This window comes from Nostoc sp. DSM 114159 (genome assembly GCF_053470285.1).
Genome location: NZ_JBPFEH010000001.1, coordinates 1,036,050 through 1,056,490 on the forward strand (window position 1 = coordinate 1,036,050; position 20,441 = coordinate 1,056,490).

General features: G+C 37.8%; 12 protein-coding genes and 1 pseudogene. All 13 read left to right on the plus strand.

The window, feature by feature from the left end; translation table 11 throughout:
• Window positions 1-70: 70 nt before the first annotated feature.
• Window positions 71-383: pseudogene (locus ACR5KR_RS04060) on the plus strand (transposase); the annotation flags it as partial.
• 422 nt (window positions 384-805) lie between these two features.
• Entirely contained in the window at window positions 806-3,112 is a 2,307-nt protein-coding gene (locus tag ACR5KR_RS04065) for a TOMM precursor leader peptide-binding protein (protein WP_448265555.1), read from the plus strand.
• Window positions 3,113-3,384: 272 nt separating this feature from the next.
• Complete coding sequence (locus tag ACR5KR_RS04070) at window positions 3,385-4,425, plus strand: hypothetical protein (RefSeq protein ID WP_448265556.1); 1,041 nt, start codon at window positions 3,385-3,387, stop codon at window positions 4,423-4,425.
• Window positions 4,426-4,465: 40 nt separating this feature from the next.
• Window positions 4,466-4,834, plus strand: coding sequence for a hypothetical protein (locus ACR5KR_RS04075; RefSeq protein WP_448265558.1), 369 nt, complete (start codon window positions 4,466-4,468; stop codon window positions 4,832-4,834).
• Window positions 4,835-4,963: 129 nt separating this feature from the next.
• Window positions 4,964-6,049, plus strand: a complete 1,086-nt coding sequence (locus tag ACR5KR_RS04080; RefSeq protein WP_448265559.1) for an amidohydrolase family protein — start codon at window positions 4,964-4,966, stop codon at window positions 6,047-6,049.
• Window positions 6,050-6,087: 38 nt separating this feature from the next.
• The gene (locus tag ACR5KR_RS04085) at window positions 6,088-7,302 is read left to right on the plus strand and encodes a hypothetical protein (protein WP_448265560.1); all 1,215 of its coding nucleotides are present in this window, start codon (window positions 6,088-6,090) and stop codon (window positions 7,300-7,302) included.
• 507 nt (window positions 7,303-7,809) lie between these two features.
• Window positions 7,810-13,599: an AAA family ATPase gene (locus ACR5KR_RS04090; protein WP_448265562.1), complete on the plus strand. Its 5,790-nt coding sequence runs from the start codon at window positions 7,810-7,812 to the stop codon at window positions 13,597-13,599.
• A 172-nt stretch (window positions 13,600-13,771) separates the two neighbouring features.
• The gene (locus ACR5KR_RS04095) at window positions 13,772-15,154 is read left to right on the plus strand and encodes an AAA-like domain-containing protein (protein WP_448265563.1); all 1,383 of its coding nucleotides are present in this window, start codon (window positions 13,772-13,774) and stop codon (window positions 15,152-15,154) included.
• A 621-nt stretch (window positions 15,155-15,775) separates the two neighbouring features.
• The gene (locus ACR5KR_RS04100; RefSeq protein ID WP_448265564.1) at window positions 15,776-16,024 is read left to right on the plus strand and encodes a hypothetical protein; all 249 of its coding nucleotides are present in this window, start codon (window positions 15,776-15,778) and stop codon (window positions 16,022-16,024) included.
• 157 nt (window positions 16,025-16,181) lie between these two features.
• Window positions 16,182-16,496, plus strand: a complete 315-nt coding sequence (locus tag ACR5KR_RS04105; protein WP_448265565.1) for a ferric reductase-like transmembrane domain-containing protein — start codon at window positions 16,182-16,184, stop codon at window positions 16,494-16,496.
• Between the two features lie 329 nt (window positions 16,497-16,825).
• On the plus strand, window positions 16,826-17,851 hold the full coding sequence (locus tag ACR5KR_RS04110; RefSeq protein WP_448265566.1) for a WD40 repeat domain-containing protein: 1,026 nt from the start codon (window positions 16,826-16,828) through the stop codon (window positions 17,849-17,851).
• 423 nt (window positions 17,852-18,274) lie between these two features.
• Window positions 18,275-19,900 (plus strand): phage tail sheath family protein, encoded by a 1,626-nt coding sequence (locus ACR5KR_RS04115; RefSeq protein WP_448265567.1) that lies wholly within the window; start codon window positions 18,275-18,277, stop codon window positions 19,898-19,900.
• Window positions 19,901-19,910: 10 nt separating this feature from the next.
• The gene (locus ACR5KR_RS04120) at window positions 19,911-20,378 is read left to right on the plus strand and encodes a phage tail protein (RefSeq protein WP_334841267.1); all 468 of its coding nucleotides are present in this window, start codon (window positions 19,911-19,913) and stop codon (window positions 20,376-20,378) included.
• Window positions 20,379-20,441 lie beyond the last annotated feature (63 nt).

Below are 20,441 nucleotides of genomic sequence, written 5' to 3' on the forward strand. Positions count from 1 at the left end.
CTTGCAGCAATTCATAGAATTTGTTCGGTTCCGAGAGCATGATTTTCTCCAGGCTTTGGCTCACACGACGGGCGATCGCGGCTATGTTTCTGAAAAACTTGCTTCTCAGCTTTTGGAAGAGTTCGGAATCCAATTTTTCGCGCTTACCCCGTCGCAATATGAAGAATAGGCTGATGCGTCTTCATGACAAACTTTTGTCCCGTAAACGCTCAATTATTGAAACGATTAATGATCAACTCAAAAACATTTCTCAGATTGAACATTCTCGACACCGAAGCCCCGTTAATTTTTGCGTTAACGTTCTTTGCGGATTAATCGCTTATTGTCATCAACCTAAGAAACCTAGCCTTCAACTGGAGTGGCTTTTACCTCCTTATCTTTAACCCGAACTCAGGTTAACTATGTAAATACACTATGTTTAAGGTATCTTATCGTTATCAGAACTCTTTTCTCCTCGCTTTTAGATTTACTTTATAAATAACCTCTGAGTTATTCCATTGCTTTTTATAAAAAGTTATGAGTTTTTATATGAGCTTTTATATTACCTTTTGAAATGATTTAAGAAAAATTGTGTAACAATAATTTAAAAGCTACCTGAGATTCATTATAAATTCCGTTAAAATACAATGGGCGGAAATCTATTTTGCTTCTCAACTATCATTGATTGTACCAAAATTTGATTTCTAAATTTACTAAATACATCTAAACATGTTTTCAACAAAGAATAAAATCAAAAACAATTAACTACAAGTTAACTCTACTAAAATGACACTTTAATTAGTAAATAAACAATTAATAAAGCTCAATGGAACTTAAAATCCAATTTAATCCTTGTTATTCTGTTCAAACTATAGAAGCAGACAATATCTTTTTTTTGTCAGAAAGAGGAAAAGTCTGGTTAAACGATCATCTTTCTCATACTTTAGTTGCTTTCATCGATGGTAATCGCAATATTGACGAAATTATTGATACCATTCAACAGTCGCTACTGCAAGATCCAAAATCTTTACAGTCAGCTACCACTTTTTTCCAAGAAGTTCTCAATGTGAGTATTAAAGCCCAATATGCTTTATTACAAATGCAACAAAAGGGCTATCTTATTCAAGAAGATAATTCTCTCCCATCGCACTTAGAAATCTTCTGCCATCATCTTAATATTGCTCCCGCAGTAGCTCATCAAAGATTGCGCTCGACTAAAGTAGCAGTAAAAGCATTAGGTTCAGTTGCTGCATCTGACTTGATTGCTGTGCTTGAGTCTCTCCAAATTCAAGTAGCAGATGAAGGTAATTTGACAGTAGTTTTAACCGATGATTATCTCAATGTTGAGCTAGAAAAGTTCAATCAACAAGCCTTAAAATCCCAAACTCCCTGGATACTGGTTAAGCCATCAGGGACAATAGTCTGGATAGGCCCTTTATTTAATCCTCAGAAAACAGGTTGTTGGAACTGTTTAGCCCAGCGTTTGCGAGATAATAGACCGATTGAAGGGTTTATTGAGAGACAGAAGCAAATTTATTCCCCTTTAACTCCTCCTTTGGGATTTTTGCCATCTACAGTACAAACCGCTTTAGGAATGATAGCCACAGAGGTGTTTAAGTGGATTGTCCAAGGAGAAAATCAACAATTAGAAAGCAATTTGATTGCTTACGATGCGATCGCACTGCAAACTCAAAATCATTGCTGGGTGAAGCGTCCTCAATGTTCTAGTTGTGGAGAGATGGTAAATGGGTTAACCAACAATCCCCTACCTGTTGTTTTAGAACACCGCCAGAAAACCTTTACTGTCGATGGAGGACACCGTATTTGTTCGCCACAAGAAACTCTCAGGAAATATCAACATCATATTAGCCCCATTACTGGTGTTGTGCGAGAACTAAATAAAATTCCTGGGAATGGATTAACTCATAATTACATCGCTAAACATCATTTTCTTAGTGTTTTCGACGATGTAGCTAGTTTGCGCCAAAATTTGGGGGGTAGAAGTGCGGGGAAAGGTAGGACTGACTCTCAAGCGATGGCTAGTGGTTTTTGCGAAGCGATCGAGCGATATTCTGGGGTGTTTCAAGGGTATGAAATTCGAGAAAAAGGCAGTTACCAACAAATGGGGGACAAAGCGATCCATCCCAATGTTTGTATGAACTTCAGCCAACAGCAATATCAGAATAGAGAGCAATGGAATGTTGAGTGTCAAGGCTGGTTTCAAAAAGTCCCCGAACCTTTTGATGAACAAAGAGAAATTGACTGGACTCCTGTTTGGTCTTTAACCCATCAGGAATTTAAGTATCTGCCAACGGCTTACTGTTATTATGGCTATCAACCATCCTATAAACCCGACTGTTGGGCTGATTCTAATGGATGTGCGGCGGGTAATACTCTTGAAGAAGCTATTCTGCAAGGGTTTATGGAGTTAGTAGAGCGGGATGCTGTCGCGTTATGGTGGTATAACTCTCTACAAAAGCCGCAAGTGGATTTAGATAGTTTCGACGAGCCTTATTTTCAAAACCTGAAGCAATATTATCAAACTATTAATCGAGAAATTTGGGTTTTAGATATTACCAGCGATCTGAATATTCCAGTTTTTGCTGCTGTGACTCGAAGAAGCGATCGCTCTGTAGAAGATATTGTTTTGGGTTATGGCGCTCATTTCGATGCCAAGATTGCTATTAGTCGAGCCTTGACTGAAGTTAACCAAATTTTACCTAATGTTTTATTTGCCAAAGCTGATGGAAGTACTGAATATCCCCCGTCAGCAGATGGCTTGGCGGTAGATTGGTGGAAAAGCGCAACTTTAAGCAATCAACCTTATTTAGTTCCAAGCAAGAGCATTGCTGCTAAAGTCAGTGGCGATTATCGCGAAATAGCAAGTGACGATTTACTTGAAGATGTCAAGCTCTGTCAACAAATCGTTGAGAACAATGGTTTAGAAATGCTGGTTTTAGATCAGACTCGTCCCGATATTGGACTGAGAGTTGCCAAAGTCATCGTTCCGGGAATGCGCCATATGTGGAAAAGGTTAGCACCCGGACGGCTTTATGAAGTTCCGGTGAAAATGGGTTGGTTGTCAGAACCTCTGACAGAAGAGCGACTCAACTCTTTTCCCATGTGGATGTGAGGTTTTCCTTGCTAGACATCTGGTGAAATTAATTCTGCGTTACCCGACCTTGTAGAGACATAGCATTGCTACGTCTCTACATTCATTTTTGGATATGTCTACTGAATGATGTTATTTTTAATGAGTTTTTCTATGAGTTTTGGGATGAGTTTTATGAGTTTCATAGCTAAGAGAAAAACTAATATCAAAGGTAATTCACTGCTGATATACGGTTCGGCATTTTAAAGATGCATTCCCAATTCATCATGGGGTAGTTTATCAATTGAAAAATTATGCGACCTAAAGTAATACTGGCTTTAATTCCTATTTACTTTCTTCTTAGTAGTTGCAAAAATGACGATTTAGAGGCAGCTAAGTCATTTGCTACTTTATCCGAAGACCTAGCAAATGCCAACAAGCAAATATCGGCTGATATTTATGCTTCCTGCGCTCGATCTGCAAGTTGGGAAGCTCTCGGAACAAGCGAGAGTCGAGAAAATATGCAAAAACAATTGGATGTGTGCGATAAATTGTACCGCCAAAATTCACAAAATACCGAAATTGCTGGGAACGTTTTAGTTAATTATGTTGCAGCAGTTGGAAATTTAGCGACAAACAATGAAAATGGCTTTACTCCTAAGATCGAGCAGATTTCAGAAACTTTAGGCAATATTGACATCAATGGGCAGAAAATTAATGAAAATGCTCGTCAAGCAGGGTTTCAGATTGTTGACTTTATTACTAATCTTCTAGTTAATGATTTTCGGCGGCGTAATTTAAAACTCGCTATTGTCTGCACAGATCCAGCTATTCAGGAATATTCTGCAAACCTGTCCAATTTTATTAATTCATCCTATACCAACTATTTACTTAATAAAGAAATCGAGCAGATTAATGAACATTTTGGTTTCTATATAGGTCAGGTGAATCGACGATTAACGGGATTATCTGGCTCAAAAGATAATCCACAAGATTTCAACACACTTCAAGAACGACAGACTTTATTAGAAGAACAAGAGCGAGCAGAAATTAACAAAGTTATTGAACGTAAAAAAGATGGTGCAGCATATATAGCAACTATTCGTTCTACCGCAGATTTTCACAGCGAATTGAAATATATTTTCAATGGAAATCAGAAGGAAATTTCACCCCAAAAAATTCAAGTATGTCAGAAGTATCGCTCCAATTCTGAAAGCCAAAATGTTCAAAACACTGATAGACAGAATGATTCCTGGAATCAAGAAATTACTATCTCAGAGTTAAAGCAAGCTAAGAAAGCAACCAAGAAATATATTGACAAAGTTTCCCCTCTACTTCAAGACATTCAATATTAATCAACAATCTAACTGTTTGAAAAATAAGAAAAGATAAATTATGGCTAATAATCAAAACTTAGAAAAAATTCGTCAAACTCTAACTGAAGCAATTAATACTGCTAAAAAAAAGGCTAACAATGCTTTTGAATCTGGAATAATTGATGATTCAAAATTACAAAAAGCAAAAGATGAATGGGGAAAATGGGAAACAATAGAAAGTTATATAAGTGGGATGATTTCTGATGAACAACTTAATAAGATTCTCAAAAATGATCCTAATAGTCTTCGTTCCCAGATTGAGCAAGCTACAAATCGTCTGAATAAGTCTGCTGGGAAAATTGAGGATCTTAATAATTTTTTCTCAGAGATAAATAGCGCTTTAAAAATTGTTAGCAGTACCATGAAGGCTATTTTACCGATTGTTTGATAAAAATAGGGCTTACGCAACGGACACGAAAAGCTGTAAGCTGTGTGAAGTTACGAAAAAATTTCAGCGTAGTAATCAGACTTGTAGCGTTACGCACCAACTCCCAATTCCGAGCCAGATTGATCGCAGATGATGTTAAACGGATATTCGATTATTGATGCTGATTGCCATGTAATTGAACCTCCCAGTATGTGGGCTGAATATCTCGAACCAGAATTTAAACAGTTTGCTCCCTCAGCAGACATGAAAATTCAAGGGGAAGACATTGTAAAAAAAGTCTCTAGACAAGTTCGAGATAAGGGGAATAAGCAGATGATGTCAGCTCATCCTAATGCTTATTTTCAAAACTATAATGTCGAGTCTCACGTTCAAGAGATGGTGCAGATGGGGATCGATCTGGCATTCCTTTATCCAACTTATGGATTGTGGCTTTGGGCGATCGATACTATGCAACCGGAAGTTGCTGGCGCTTTTACCCGTGCCTATAACAATTGGTTAAAAGACTTTTGCAGTTACGCTCCAGATAAATTGAAGGGGGTAGGAGCAATTAATCTGCACGCACCAGAGTCAATGGTGGATGAATTGCATAGAATTGTCGATTTTGGCTGGAAAGCGGTGTTTTTACGCCCTAACCCTATCAAAGGAAGACTATTGAGCGACTCTGCTTACGAGCCTTTTTGGACAGAATGCGAAGAGATGGGTATAGCGGTGGGAATTCATGAAGGAACTCATAGTCGGTTAGCAACCACAGGAGCAAAACGTTTTAATACTCGTTTTGCCCTGCACGCCTGTTCTCATCCGATGGAACAGATGATGGCACTTTTAGCCCTGATTGAAGGGGGTGTCTTAGAGCGTCATCCTCGCTTGAAAGTAGGTTTTTTAGAGTCTGGTTGTGGTTGGCTTCCTTACTGGCTATGGCGACTAGATGAAGAGTACGAAAATTTATATTGGGAGGTTAAAGATAATGTCAAAATGAAGCCCTCAGAGTATTTTCGCCGTCAGTGCTTTATTGCGATCGCACCTACTGAACCTTACTTACCTCAAATTATCGAATACATCGGTGCTGATAACTTAATCTTCGGCTCTGATTACCCTCACATGGATCATCAGCCGAATATTGTGAAAACAGTTCTAGAGCTTGAGGCACAATTATCTCAAGAAATAGTGCAAAAGATTGTTTGGGATAATCCTAACAATTTTTACAGCTTGGTTTGAAAAGTTACACAGTTTGTTAACACTAAACAGGATGAAATATGACAATCACTCCCTTTTCAATCCGCCCCTTCTTCCAATTCGTGAATATAAGCTTCGAACAAGAAGAGTGGTATGAACCAGATACTTATTATCAGGTACTATTAGTTAAACCTTCTAATAAAACTCCAGGAAAATATATAGAAACAACAATACTAACTCTAAAAAGAGGACCATCACCTATAGCTGCAACAAATTCTCTTGATCAGGAGACCTTTTCTGATTCTAAGTATAAAATTGACGAGGAGACCAAAAAAAATCTAGAAAACTATCCGCGAAAAGGGCATGAAGATTATATAGGCTCTTATTTACCTTCATCTGGAGTGATTTTTCCAAAGGGATTTGTAGACTCCTTAGTTAAAGATGAATTTTCAAGTTCATCTAATAAAGATTGTCCCGATCCTGCTATCATTGGGCTAAATAATTTTTATGACCCAATCCGAATTTTACTGTGTAGCCGTAAAATATCACAGCTCATTGCCAAAACTTGGTGGACTTATTTAGATGCAAAGAACTCAGTAATGGGTGAAGATACACTGTGGAAGCAATTCACTGAAGGTAGATGGAATGAAAATCTCAAGAAGTTATCCAACATTAATATCTTAGATGGTCTTATAGCCAGAGAAATTTTTCTTCTTAATTCTGGATCTGCTCCTGACTATCTCAAACCGTCGGAGAATTTCAATATTTACTACCCACTACACAGTATATCAACAACGCCAACAGATACACAAAATGGGAAAAAAAAGTTTTTGATTTATCCTGATAGTAATGCTTGGCAAGGAATTGCTTTAAGCTTATTATTGACAGGTCATGCATATTATGAAGTAACAGAAAACGGAGAAACACACTACCACCAAATTTCTCAACCCATTTTAAGTACGGGTGAAATAGTTATTAAGTATGCAGTAGAGGTATCTTGGAATGAGTTTAAAGGTATTCAAAATGAGTTGGTCGTAAATCCAAACAATAATTCTAGTTCCATAAAAGTTATTGCTCCCTATCCTCCAATACCTTCTAAAGAAAATTTAGATCCCGAAAACATTAAAAAATGGGCTAATGCTATAGATGATGTTTCATATGAAAGTCAGGAAAATCCCGATCCTGATAAGAATGAAGAATTTCCCTTTTATGTAAAAAAGAACGAAGAAGAGTATTTAGTAAATGTAAAATATTTTTCACCTCCTTATCCTTATATACCACTAAGCTGTTGTTAGAAAAATCGTAATATCAAATTACATTGAGCTTGCAAAGAATGTTAAAACTTTAATACCCGAATAAATTGAGTGTATTCATGATGTGAGTGATTTCCTATTTTATGCAGCCTCACTGTAAAACGATATAACTCCTAAGAAACACAGGGAACAGGGAAATGGTGTTTCTTTCATTCGTTGGGGGCGTGTAGTCGCGCCCCTTGGGCGCTCACATCTTGCACCAAGAAAAATTGATCTTGTTTTGACACACAATAACAATCCTAAAACCCTTGTTTTACCTATAAAAGCAAAGAAAAAGACTGTAGCTTTATTCCATTGCTCTTGAGTAAACCCAGACTTATAGGCAAAGGTGCAAGATCAGCTTTCCTCAACACTTTCAAAACTGGTTTACCTATTGTTGTTATTGTACCTCCTAACAGCGAAATCCGCTGTAGTTGACATTGAACTACTATATTTACAAAGATATGATACTCCCACTTAATTAAATCACAAATATTTTTGATAGAGATTATGGTTACTACAATAAACTACCACCCAATTGAAAAAATATATGAAAGTGCTAATTCTTTAGTTTATCGAGGCATTATTAAACCCAATAACAAACCTATTATTTTGAAAATCCTCAAAGAAGATTACCCTGTTAATTCCGAACTAACCCGATATAAACAAGAATATGAAATTACTCGTTCCTTAAACGAAGATGGGATTATCAAGGCTTACGATTTACAGCGATATAAAAATAGTTTAGTAATGCTATTAGAAGACTTTGGAGGTCAATCTTTAAACCTGTTAATATCCAAGTATCAATTTAGCTTAGAAGAGTTTCTCACCATTGCCATCAAGATTACTAAAAGTTTAGCAGCCATTCACACGGCTAGTATCATACACAAAGACATTAACCCTGCCAACATTGTCTATAACCGAGAAACTAGAAAACTCAAAATTATTGACTTTGGAATTTCTAGCCGTTTATCCCAAGAAAATCAGACGATTTACAACATCAATCAATTAGAAGGAACCTTAGCTTATATTGCTCCAGAGCAAACTGGTAGAATGAACCGAGGAATAGATTACCGCAGTGATTTTTATTCTCTTGGTGTTACTTTCTATGAAGTCTTGACGCATAAACTCCCCTTTGTAACTACTGACCCGATGGAATTAGTCCATTGTCATATTGCACAACATCCTAAACCACCTCATGAACTAATCTCCTCTATTCCCTTAGCAATATCTAATATCGTCATCAAGTTATTAGCTAAAACCCCAGAAGAACGATACAAAAGTGCTTGGGGAATCAAAGCAGATTTAGAAACCTGTCTTCAGCAATTAAAGACTCTGGGGCAAATTTCTCAGTTTTCTTTAGGAAGCCAAGATATTTCTGAGAAGTTTCATATTCCCCAAAAACTCTATGGTCGTGAACAGGAAATCACTCAACTCTTAACCACCTTTGAGCGAGTCAGTCAAGGTACTAATGAAATAATACTAGTTTCTGGTTACTCAGGCATTGGCAAATCTGCTTTAATCAATGAAATTCACAAACCCATTACACACCAACGAGGATATTTCATTCATGGCAAATTTGACCAGTTGAAGCGAGATATTCCCTACGCAGCAATTACGCAGGCTTTTAGTGACTTAATACGTCAACTCCTAAGTGAACATGAAAGAAAACTACAAACATGGAAACAAAAGATTTTAGCAGCTTTGGTAAATAATGGTCAAATTATTATTGATGTAATTCCTGATTTGGAAAAAATTATCGGTAAACAGCCACCTATTGAACAACTAGCAGCAAGTGAAGCTCAAAATCGTTTTAACTTCTTCTTTGAAATATTTATTAGCATTTTTAGCCAAAAAGAACATCCCTTAGTTATCTTTCTTGACGATTTACAATGGGCAGATTTATCATCTTTAAATTTAATTGAGCGATTAATAACCAATGTTGACAGCAAATATTTATTAATAATAGGGGCATATCGAAGTAATGAAGTTAGTCTTACTCATCCTTTAACACAAACGTTAGAGCAAATTAAAAAAGCAGAAGCAACAGTTCATCAAATCATGCTTCCATCTTTAGGAATCAACGATATTAACCAGTTAATTGCTGATACCCTAAATTCCTCAATAGAAGATGTAAAACTTTTAGCAGAGTTAATGAATAAAAAAACTGGTGGTAATTCTTTTTTCCTAACTCAATTACTAGAAACATTGTACAAAGAAAAGCTACTGGTATTTAATAATTCTCACATTTTCCGTACCAAAGAAGAAAGTAAAAGGGGTATTTGGCAGTGGGATATTGAACAAATTCAAAGAGTAGAGATAACTGATAATGTAGTTGAGTTAATGACTAAGAAGATTGAAAAACTAGATGAAGCCACCCAGAATGTTTTAAAATTAGCTGCGTGTATAGGAAACCAATTTAATCTAGAAATTCTTTCTGTTGTTAATAGAAAATCCCAAACAGTTACTTCTCAAGAACTACAGCAAGCACTTAAAGAAGGATTGATTTTTCCCTTAAGTAATGACTATAAACTCCCTTTGCTATGGAGTCAAGAGGAAATGTCAAGTGATACATCTGAAATATCCTCTGTTTTCATTCCCAAATATCCCAAATCTATTCCTTATAAATTTTTACATGACCGAGTTCAGCAAGCCGCTTATATTCTAATTCCAGAAGAAGATAAAAAAGCAGTTCATCTGCAAATTGGTCGTCTACTACTGAATAATACTCAAGAATATCAGTTAGAAGAAAACATTTTTAGTATTGTGAATCAAATGAACGAAGGAGCAGAATTACTCACTGAACAATTAGAAAGAGATGAGTTAGCAAAATTGAATCTTAAAGCTGGTAAAAAATCTAAAGCATCCACTGCTTATGAAGCTTCTCTTAAATATTTAGAAATTGGATTAGGACTTTTAGGTTCAAATAGCTGGGATTATCATTATCAATTGACATGGGAATTGTATATAGAAACCTTAGAACTGCTTTACTTAAATAATAAATTTGAGCAATTTGAAGAGCTATCTGAAACGATTATCAAACAATCGAAAGAACTCCTAGAGCAAGCTAATGTTAATCAGTTAAAAATCTTATACTACTTCACGACATTTAAACCCAACAAGGCAATAGATACTGCTTTGAAAGCTTTACTAGGATTTGGGATAAATATCTCTCGGGAATCTATAGATATAGAAAAGAAAATAGCTCAACAACAAAACTTGATCCAATCCTTTTTAAAAGATAAAAAAATTGAGGATCTAGCTAACTTACCTGTGATGACCGACCAGACTCAAATAGCAGTGATGCTAATACTACAGCAGATGATTACAGCTACAAATATAACAAATGTTCCCTTATCTGTTGAGGTAACATTAACCCAACTTAATCTTTGTATGAAATATGGTAATCCACCTCATGCAGCTTATATATATGGTAATTATGGAATGCATCTGTGTAGCATAAAAGGAGATGTTAATCATGGATATGAGTTTGGTAAATTAGCTCTTAACCTACTAAATAAATTTAATATTCCTAGATTAGAAGCTTTTGTTGTACAGATATATCATGGATTTATCTGGCACTGGAAAGAGCATATTATGAATCTAGTAGCACTAAACAAATTAATACATGCGTTTACAATAGGTATAAATACAGGACAAAATGAGTTTGCTACTTATGCAGCTATAGATTATTGCTTGATAAAGTTTTGCTGTGGTCACAGTTTGGAAGAGGTTGATGGAGATTACCAAAAATATTCTCGATTTATCAAAAACTTAAGACAACAATTTTCTATATATTGCATAGAAATACTTCATAAAATAGTAATAAATTTATTAAAAAGAAATAACGACAATGTCTTGATTATTGGTAATTCTATAGAGGAAGAAGAAGAATATTTAAAAAGTTGGAAAAAAATTAATAATGAATGGTTAATATTTCTTGTATATTTTGCTAAAACAGTTAGATTTTATTTTTTTAAAGATTATATTCATGCTTATATTAACGGGATTAAGGCAGAAAAATATCTAAAAAGTTCTAGCTCATTTTTAACCGCTCCACAGTATAATTTTTATTCGTCTCTTTCTTATCTTGCTCATTATAACAATTGTGATCTAAAGGAACAAAAAGAATTAATTGAGCAAGTAGAAAAAAATCAGGAGAATATGAAAATATGGGCTAACCACTGTATAGCAAATTTTCAACATAAATATGATTTAGTGGCTGCTGAAAAAGCGCGAGTTCTGAGACAACATTGGCAAGCAGAAGACCTTTATGAACGAGCTATTCAAGGTGCTAAAAAATATGAATTTATCCAAGAAGAAGCATTAGCTTATGAACGAGCAGCAGAATTTTATTTATACCTGGGACGGGAAGAAATTGGTCAGTTATATCTCAGAAATGCCTATCACTGTTATGCTCGCTGGGGTGCAAAAGCCAAAGTTCAAGCTTTAGAATCGGAGTACCCACAGTTTCTAATGGATATAAACAACCGAAAAGAAAACCAAAGCATTAATACAACTGAATCTACTGGTGGTACAAATCCCCAAGTACTCGATCTGATGACAGTTACCAAAGCCTCTCAAGTATTAGCTAGCGAAATAAAACTAGACCAACTGCTGGCTAAGTTAATGAAAACTGTAATTGAAAATGGCGGTGCCCAAAAAGGCTTTCTGATACTGAAAAAAGATCGTAAATGGGCGATCGCAGCTGAAAGTACAGTAGATTCTGATGACGTTACTTTACTCCGATCGCTTCCCATTGACTCTGTAGATGGCGATCGCCAGACACCTATCCTACCAGTTGCGATCGTTAACTATGTTGCGCGTACTCAGAAAAATGTAGTTCTTAATAACGCTGCCGAAGAAGAACAGTTTATCCGCGATCCCTATATCGTTGCCACTCAACCAAAATCGATTCTCTGTACTCCTTTGTTAAATCAAGGCAAACTAAGCGGTATTTTATATCTAGAAAACAATTTAACCACAGATGCATTTACTAGCGATCGCATTGAGGTTTTAAAAATTCTTTCGGCTCAAGCTGCTATCTCCATTGAAAATGCCCGTCTCTACGGACAGTTAGAAGATTATAACCGAAATCTAGAGCTGAGAGTAGCAGAACGCACTCAAGAACTCTCACAAACCCTAGAAATTCTCAAAGCCACCCAAGCCGAACTGCTGTTTGAAAACGAGTTACTCAAGAGTGCTGAACAACCCTCCACTTTTGACTATCAAGTGGGAGGAAGTTTGCCGATGGATGCTCCTACTTATGTTGTACGTTCAGCAGACCGTTATCTCTACAAGGCGTTGAAGCGCGGGGAGTTTTGTTACATTCTCAATCCTCGCCAGATGGGGAAGTCAAGCCTGATGGTACGTATGATACACCATCTCCAGCATGAGGGATTTAGCTGCGGGGCGATCGATTTGACCCGGATTGGTAGCGAAAACGTCACGCCTGACCAATGGTACAAAGGCTTAACAGTAGAGCTATGGCGAAGTTTTGGTTTGTTAAGAAAGGTTAATCTAAAAACTTGGTGGCAAGAGCAAGGAGATATTTCTCCGGTTCAGAGGTTGAGTCAATTTATTGAAGAAGTTCTGCTAGTTGAAGTTGCTCAAAATGATGACACTATCTCTAAAAACCTGATAATTTTTATTGATGAAATTGATACTTTCCTAAGTTTAAAATTCCCAGTTAATGACTTTTTTGCGCTAATTCGATCTTGCTATAATCAGCGTAGCATTAATCCAGAGTATCGACGTTTAACCTTTGCTCTTTTTGGAGTAGCTACCCCTGGTGACTTAATTACTGACCACCAAAGAACGCCGTTTAACATCGGTCAGACCATTCAATTGTCAGGGTTTAAAGAGCATGAAGCGCAACCTCTACTTCAAGGATTGACCGAGAAAGTGAGCAATCCTCAAACAGTTTTAAAAGAAGTGTTAGCCTGGACTAATGGCCAGCCATTTTTGACTCAAAAGCTCTGTAAATTTATCCGCAATTCTTTATCTCCTATCCCTATCAATAGAGAAACCGAATGGATTGAAAATTTGGTGCAAACTCAGGTAATAGAGAATTGGGAATCACAGGATGAACCAGAGCATTTTAGAACCATCCGCGATCGCCTTCTCAAAAGTAAACAATCCGTTCGGCTACTAGAACTCTACCGTCAAATTTTGCATCAAGGAGAGATTATTGCAGTTGATAGTTCAGAGGAAAGAGAATTGCTTTTGTCAGGGCTAGTAGTCAAGCAACAGGGAAAATTGAGAGTTCAGAACCGTATTTATGAATCTATTTTTGTTTGATTTACGAAACTTTTGTTTAATCTGGAAAGTGAAAGAAGAGGTCTATCCTTCTGGATAATTTAATTTGTCTAAATAATACTATTGTACTAATAAATGGCAGATATTGTGTTACTTGCGTAACTCCTGTTGTCTTTACTGTTATCTTTATTAGTAGCATTTGTCTGTAATCTCTATGAACCTTGATAGTCTGTTTGAGATTGTCGATCGCCTGCTAATTGAGAGCCACAATCGCCCCCTTAATTCCACAGAAAATCTGGTTTTGCGTGGGATTTGGCAGTATAAAACTTATAACCAAATAGCTATAGAGGCAGGTTATAGTCCTGGTTACTTTACCAATGTTGTTGCCCCAGAATTGTTTGGGCGACTCTCCGAGGCCATTGGCCAGCGCGTGACCAAGAAAAACTGTCAGGTGCTGCTGGAGTCTTATGCCATCGTTGAAGCAGCTCCAAATACAAAACTTTTGAAACAAGACCTGACGCTATTTCCCCCCACAGTTAATCAGGATACGTTACCTTGCTACCCCAGCGGCTCAGTTCCTCTCGCCTCTCCCTTTTACCTCAAACGTTCTTACCTTGAGGAGCAAATCTATCAAGAAATTAAGAAACCAGGAGCGTTAATCAGGATCAAAGCTCCCAGAGAAATGGGCAAAACTTCACTGCTGCTGAGGATTCTTGACTATGCAAAGTACCAGGGTTACTGCACTATCAGCTTGAATCTAGAACAAGTCGAGCAGACAATTCTAAGCGACTTGAATCAACTTTTGCGCTGGTTGTGTGCCAATATCGCCCGCCAGCTTCAGCTTCAACCAATGTTAGACAAGTATTGGGATGAAGATTTGGGAAGTAAAGTTAGCTGCACCGTCTACTTTCAAGAATATCTACTAGAGTCAATTAATACTCCTGTGATCTTGGCGTTGGATGAAGTAAACCATATTTTCGAGCATCCCCAAGTAGCGAAGGATTTTCTACCTCTGTTGCGTTCTTGGTACGAAGAAGCGAAAAGACTGCCCATTTGGCAAAAGCTTCGTCTACTCGTGGTTCACTCAACAGATATTTATGTTCCTCTTGAACTTAATCAGTCTCCTTTCAATATAGGGTTACCGATTCAGTTAGACAGCTTTAGCCAAGAAGAGGTACAGCAGTTAGCCCAACGCTATGGACTCAATTGGACAGATGGAGAAGAAGCTAGACAATTAATGGCAATGATCGGGGGACATCCGGCACTAGTAAATTTAGCTCTCTATCATCTGAGTCGAAACGAGGTAACTCTGCCGCAACTACTAGAAACTGCTCCCACTGCTAGCAACATTTATTCTTATCACTTGCAGCGTCATTGGGCAACCTTGCAAAAACAGCCTGAGTTAGCACAAGCTTTTGATAACGTTCTGAATGCCAATGAAGCTATTCTCTTAGATCCCATCTTTACTCACAAGTTAAGCAGTATGGGGTTGATTAAACTTTCTGGATCTGAAGCGATCGCAAGTTGTGAATTGTATCGGCGATTTTTTACGAAAAAAGAGCAGCATTTGGTGTTGCAGAATAAAAATATGAACTAGTGCGATCGCTATGGAATGTCCAAGATGTGCATTAACCCGCATTTGCAAAAATAGTAAACAAAATCGCTATTTTGTATCGTTGGACATAATAGTGATAAATCCTTGAGATGTACCACAGTTAATTTTCATGCTTGGGAATAATACTTTACTTTACCTGACTTTTAGGCTTAATTGAAGTATTGATTTATGAGTAACAGTATTGAGAGCCTCTACTTAATAACCTAAAGAAAAAAGCTCAAGCCTTTGGTTTAGAACTCACTCCTATTTCTGACCCTACGCAATTGTTGAGAATACAGGTGCTTAGTTACAAGTTATTTTAGTACCATTCCTCTTTGGGATGTTATTTCTCATGAGTTTTACTATGAGTTATGGAATGAGTTTTATGAGTTTCAGAGTCTATAAGATAACTAATATTAAAAGTAATTCACTGCAATGTTATATCTAATACGAATTTAGCTTTTTTAAATAAGTAAAACAGGAGAATCTTAAATGTTTAATTCACTTGGTGTATTTGAAGAAGGTTTCCGCTTATCTCAAAAAGCAATTGATTATTTAAAAGAATGGAATACTGAAGCGGAAATTGCTTAAAGTATTTCTCAAACAGCCCAAAAGGTTGTTGAAATGTTGGTGAATGTAGCTGGTATGACTATGGCTCATAGTAGAAATTTTCAAAGAGCAACACCTTTTTTTATACTGAAAGATAAAACGGTAGTTAAAATTTTTATAAATCCAGTACAGGTAAAACACATATTCTTAGCAGATGACAATAACAAGATAATATTTGGAGGCTACGTAGGTTGGATTCATACAAAAGAAATGAATAAAGCTATAGATAAAATCAAGCAAGAATTTACTGAAGAGGCTATGTAAAATTTAGAAACTTTATCACTGAAAGGTTTAAGAAGTGGAGTTAGATAAATATACCAGTCTGACGCTGCAAGCTTTGACCTGGTTCGCTCCTTTGGGTGTAGGAAATATTTCACTTCTAAAAAAGTGGCTTTTCTTGAAAAATTAACGAGGATTAGTCATGGCAGCAATCGATACAGCACCCTTAGAAAACAGCCTGGGATTTCTAGCTTTAGGAGCTTATATTCTTACCTTAATGCCCACGAATCTCAGAATAATTTTTCCTCAAACTAAACAAGCGAAGCTTCCCAAATGGCTGTTAAAATATCGACGACTTATCGGTATTCTGGCTTTCTGCTTGGCTTTGCTTCACGCTTTCCTCTTAATGAAAAAGAGAGACCTTGATTTTTTAGATCCCAATACCTATTTGATTTATATCCAAGGTATATCTACCTTCATAATTTTTACCCTATTGGCAATTACTTCTAATGACTGAAGTGTCAAAAGACTGAAAAAAAATTGGAAGCGATTACATACCCTGACTTACTTAGCTATGTTCCTGCTCACTTGGCACATTTGGGACAAAATGTCAGAGCATTGGAGCTATTTAACCCCGATTGCGCTAGTAGGGATTGTCATGACAACCTTTTTATTTCTGATGCGACGTTGGATTGAACATCGGAATAAACAACAAAAAGCGAAAGGAAAAGCGTTCTCATCTCAAATTCCAGACAAAATTACTCTATAGTACCGCTAGTCTCCGACACCGTTACGCAGTGGGTGCAAGTTAGATTATTCTCCCACTCGCACAAGGAATGTCCTGTTATGAGATCGAAAAAAATTACCTGGAAATCTTCAGCAGCATTGGCAATCAGTACCCTAACGATTTTGGTTGGTAGTAGCAGTTGTGCTAGCCTATTCTTCCACTTCCGAAACGCTAGTGTTGCTACTAGCTCTGTTGCAGCCACTCAACCCTTACGTTCTATCCAAGGAAATTCAACTTGGGTTTACGCTCTTGCAATTAGCCCTGATGGACGCTTCCTCGCCAGTGGCAGTTACGATAAAAAAATTAAAATTTGGGATCTGCCTACTAACACCTTACTCCATACTTTAGAAGGACACGGCGATGCAGTGGTAAGCCTTGCCATCAGTCCAGACAGTAAGCTGCTCGCTAGTGGTAGTTGGGATAACCGGATTAAACTCTGGAATTTAGAGACGGGGCAACTGCTTCGTACCTTAGATGGCCATACAGATGATGTAGAAGCCGTTGCCATCAGCCCCAACGGAAAGTGGTTAGCTAGTGCTAGTGCTGACACAACCATCCGCATTTGGAACGTGCAGACTGGCGTACAAGTTCATCAGTTATCGGATGGATTGTGGGTAAGAACTGTTGCTTTTAGTCCAGATGGGCAGACCTTAGCTAGTGGCAATGAGGGTGGTACAGTCAAAATTTGGCGGCTCATGGATGGTGCTGTTCTAAAAAGCTTGAATGCTCATTCACAAGCCGTGCGCTCAGTGGCTTTTAGCCCTGATGGACGGCAGATCGCGAGTGGCAGTGCTGATAGGACAGTCAAACTCTGGCAAATGCCCACTGGTAAATTGTTGCACTCCCTAATTGGACATGAAGGAGTTGTGTGGTCAGTGGCTTTCAGTCCCGATGGCAAGAGATTAGCTAGTAGTAGCAATGACAGCACTATCAAGTTATGGGGGTTGCCTGAAGGCAAACTCTTAGAGAATTTGATCGGGCATCAGCGAGGCGTGCGGTCAGTAGTTTTCAGACCGTATGGAAACATGATAGCCAGCAGCGGTGCCGACAAAACCATCAAACTCTGGTCTGTTCCTAAAGAGTGACAAGAAGTTTTTAGAAAGTAAACAAATTTTTATGAGTAACAGTATTGAGAGCGCCTACTTAATAACCTGAAGAAAAAAGCTCAAGCTTTTGGTTTAGAACTCACTTCTATTTCTGACCCTATGCAATTGTTGAGAGTCAAGGTACTTAGTTACAAGTTATTTTAGTAACATTCCTATTTAAAAATGTTATTTTTCATGAGTTTTACTATGAGTTAGGGGATGAGTTTTATGAGTTTCAGAGCCGATGAGACAACTAATATTAAAAGTAATTCGCTGCAATGTTATATCTAAATACGAATTTGGCTTACTTGCTCAAATAACTTATTACTGATATTAAAATTTACAATCTATCTTAATTTTTTTATTTAAAAGTTGACTATTTTGTCAATTTGTAGGTTTTAATTCTTAATCAGAGAACGAACAATGCCCATACAACCAACTTATCCAGGCGTTTACGTAGAAGAAATTCCGAGTGGAGTACGCACGATTACAGGCGTATCTACCTCTATTACTGCCTTTATTGGTCGCGCCTTACGAGGCCCTGTAGACGAGCCGATTACTATTAACAGTTATGGCGACTTTGAACGCATTTTTGGCGAATTGTGGCTGAATAGTACCCTTGGCTATGCTGTACGAGATTTTTACCTCAACGGTGGTAGCCAAGCAATTATTGTCCGACTCACTCACTCTAAGCTGAAACAAGCAGAAGGGCAAGCTCCACCGGAAGGTCAAACTCCAGGGGAAACTGAAGCCACTGCTAAGAAGGCACAACTAAATGTTAATGGTCTCAACTTAGAAGCAGCAAATGAAGGCAGTTGGGGAAATGCTTTAAAAGTGCGGATAGATATAGATATTAAAGTAAGAGGTGACGCAGAGTCAGAAAAACTATTCAACATTACAGTTCTGGATCAAAAGACAGGACAACTAGAAATATTTCGCAATGTGTCGGTGCTACCAAATCATCCCAGACAAGTAGATAAAGTCTTATTGAATGAGTCTTATTTAGTTCGATTTAGAGATGAATCTCTGCCAACAGAAAGACCATCTGCTCATGCCGATCCAACACCTGATAAAAAATTGTGGGGTGATAACGATACAAATACCAAAGCGGAACCAAACAGCGGTGCGGATGGTGACTATCTAGATGTGAACGACTTCACAGGGTCAAATAAGGAAGCAAATAAACAGGGTCTTTACGCTTTAAATAAAGCCGACCTGTTTAATATGCTTTGTATTCCGCCTTATAAAAATGATGGCAATATAGATTATGACTCTTTAGTCGATCGAGCAGCAGAATTTTGTAAAGAGCGTCGCGCGTTTTTCATCATCGATCCGCCCAGTACTTGGACTAATAAGGATAAGGCCAAAGCTGGTATTCAGAACGATCTTGGTGAACCAACTAGTTATGCTGCTGTTTTCTTTCCTCGAATCAAGCAACCAAATCCTTTACGGGAAAATCAAATAGAAGAATTTGTTCCTTGTGGTGCGATCGCGGGTGTATTTGCTCGAACTGATGTTCAACGCGGTGTGTGGAAGGCTCCAGCAGGTACAGAAGCAACATTGACAGGTGTACCACAATTGAGTGTACCTCTAACAGATCCAGACAATGGGGAATTGAATCCTTTGGGAATTAATTGTTTACGAACTCTACCAGCTTATGGTCGTGTGATTTGGGGATCGCGGACGCGCAACGGAGATGACCGTCTGACGGATGAATGGAAGTATATTCCGGTTCGCCGTTTCGCACTTTTCTTGGAAGAAAGTCTTTATCGCGGTACGCAATGGGTTGTCTTTGAGCCAAATGACGAGCCGTTGTGGGCGCAAATTCGCTTGAATCTTGGAGCTTTTATGCACACTCTCTTCCTTCAAGGAGCCTTTCAAGGTCGTAAGCCGGAAGATGCTTACTTTGTGAAGTGTGATAAAGAAACAACAATCCAAAATGATATTAACTTAGGAATTGTCAATATCATTGTTGGTTTTGCTCCTCTCAAACCTGCTGAATTTGTCGTTCTCAAGATTCAGCAAATAGCCGGACAAATAGCAGTTTAAGGAGAAATATATGCCTTCTATTTCAGGTAAACGTTTAGACCTCTACAAAAACTTTAAGTTTGTTGTGAAATTCGCTGGTAAGGATGTGGCTGGGGTAAGTAAAGTCAGTGGTCTGAAGCGAACCACTGAGGTCATAGAACACCGTACAGGTGGCGACCCTAGCACTGTCTATAAGTCTCCGGGACAAAGCAAGTACGATGCCATCACCTTAGAACGAGGTGTTAGCAAAGATCCTGATTTTGAACAATGGGCAAACAAAGTCTGGGCGCTTGGTGGTAGTCCAGAAGTGTCTCTGGCAGATTTTCGTAAAGATATCACTATTGAGGTTCGTGATGAAGCTGGTCAGAAAGCGACTTCATATAACGTTTTTGGTTGCTGGGTTTCGGAATATCAAGCTTTACCAGACTTGGATGCTAGTGCTAATGCTGTCGCTATCGAGTACATAAAAATAGAGAACGAAGGTTGGGAACGTGCTTGATGATTAACTCGGCTTAGTTAATCAAGATTTAATTGTTCAACCAGTAGGAAATTAACTACGGGA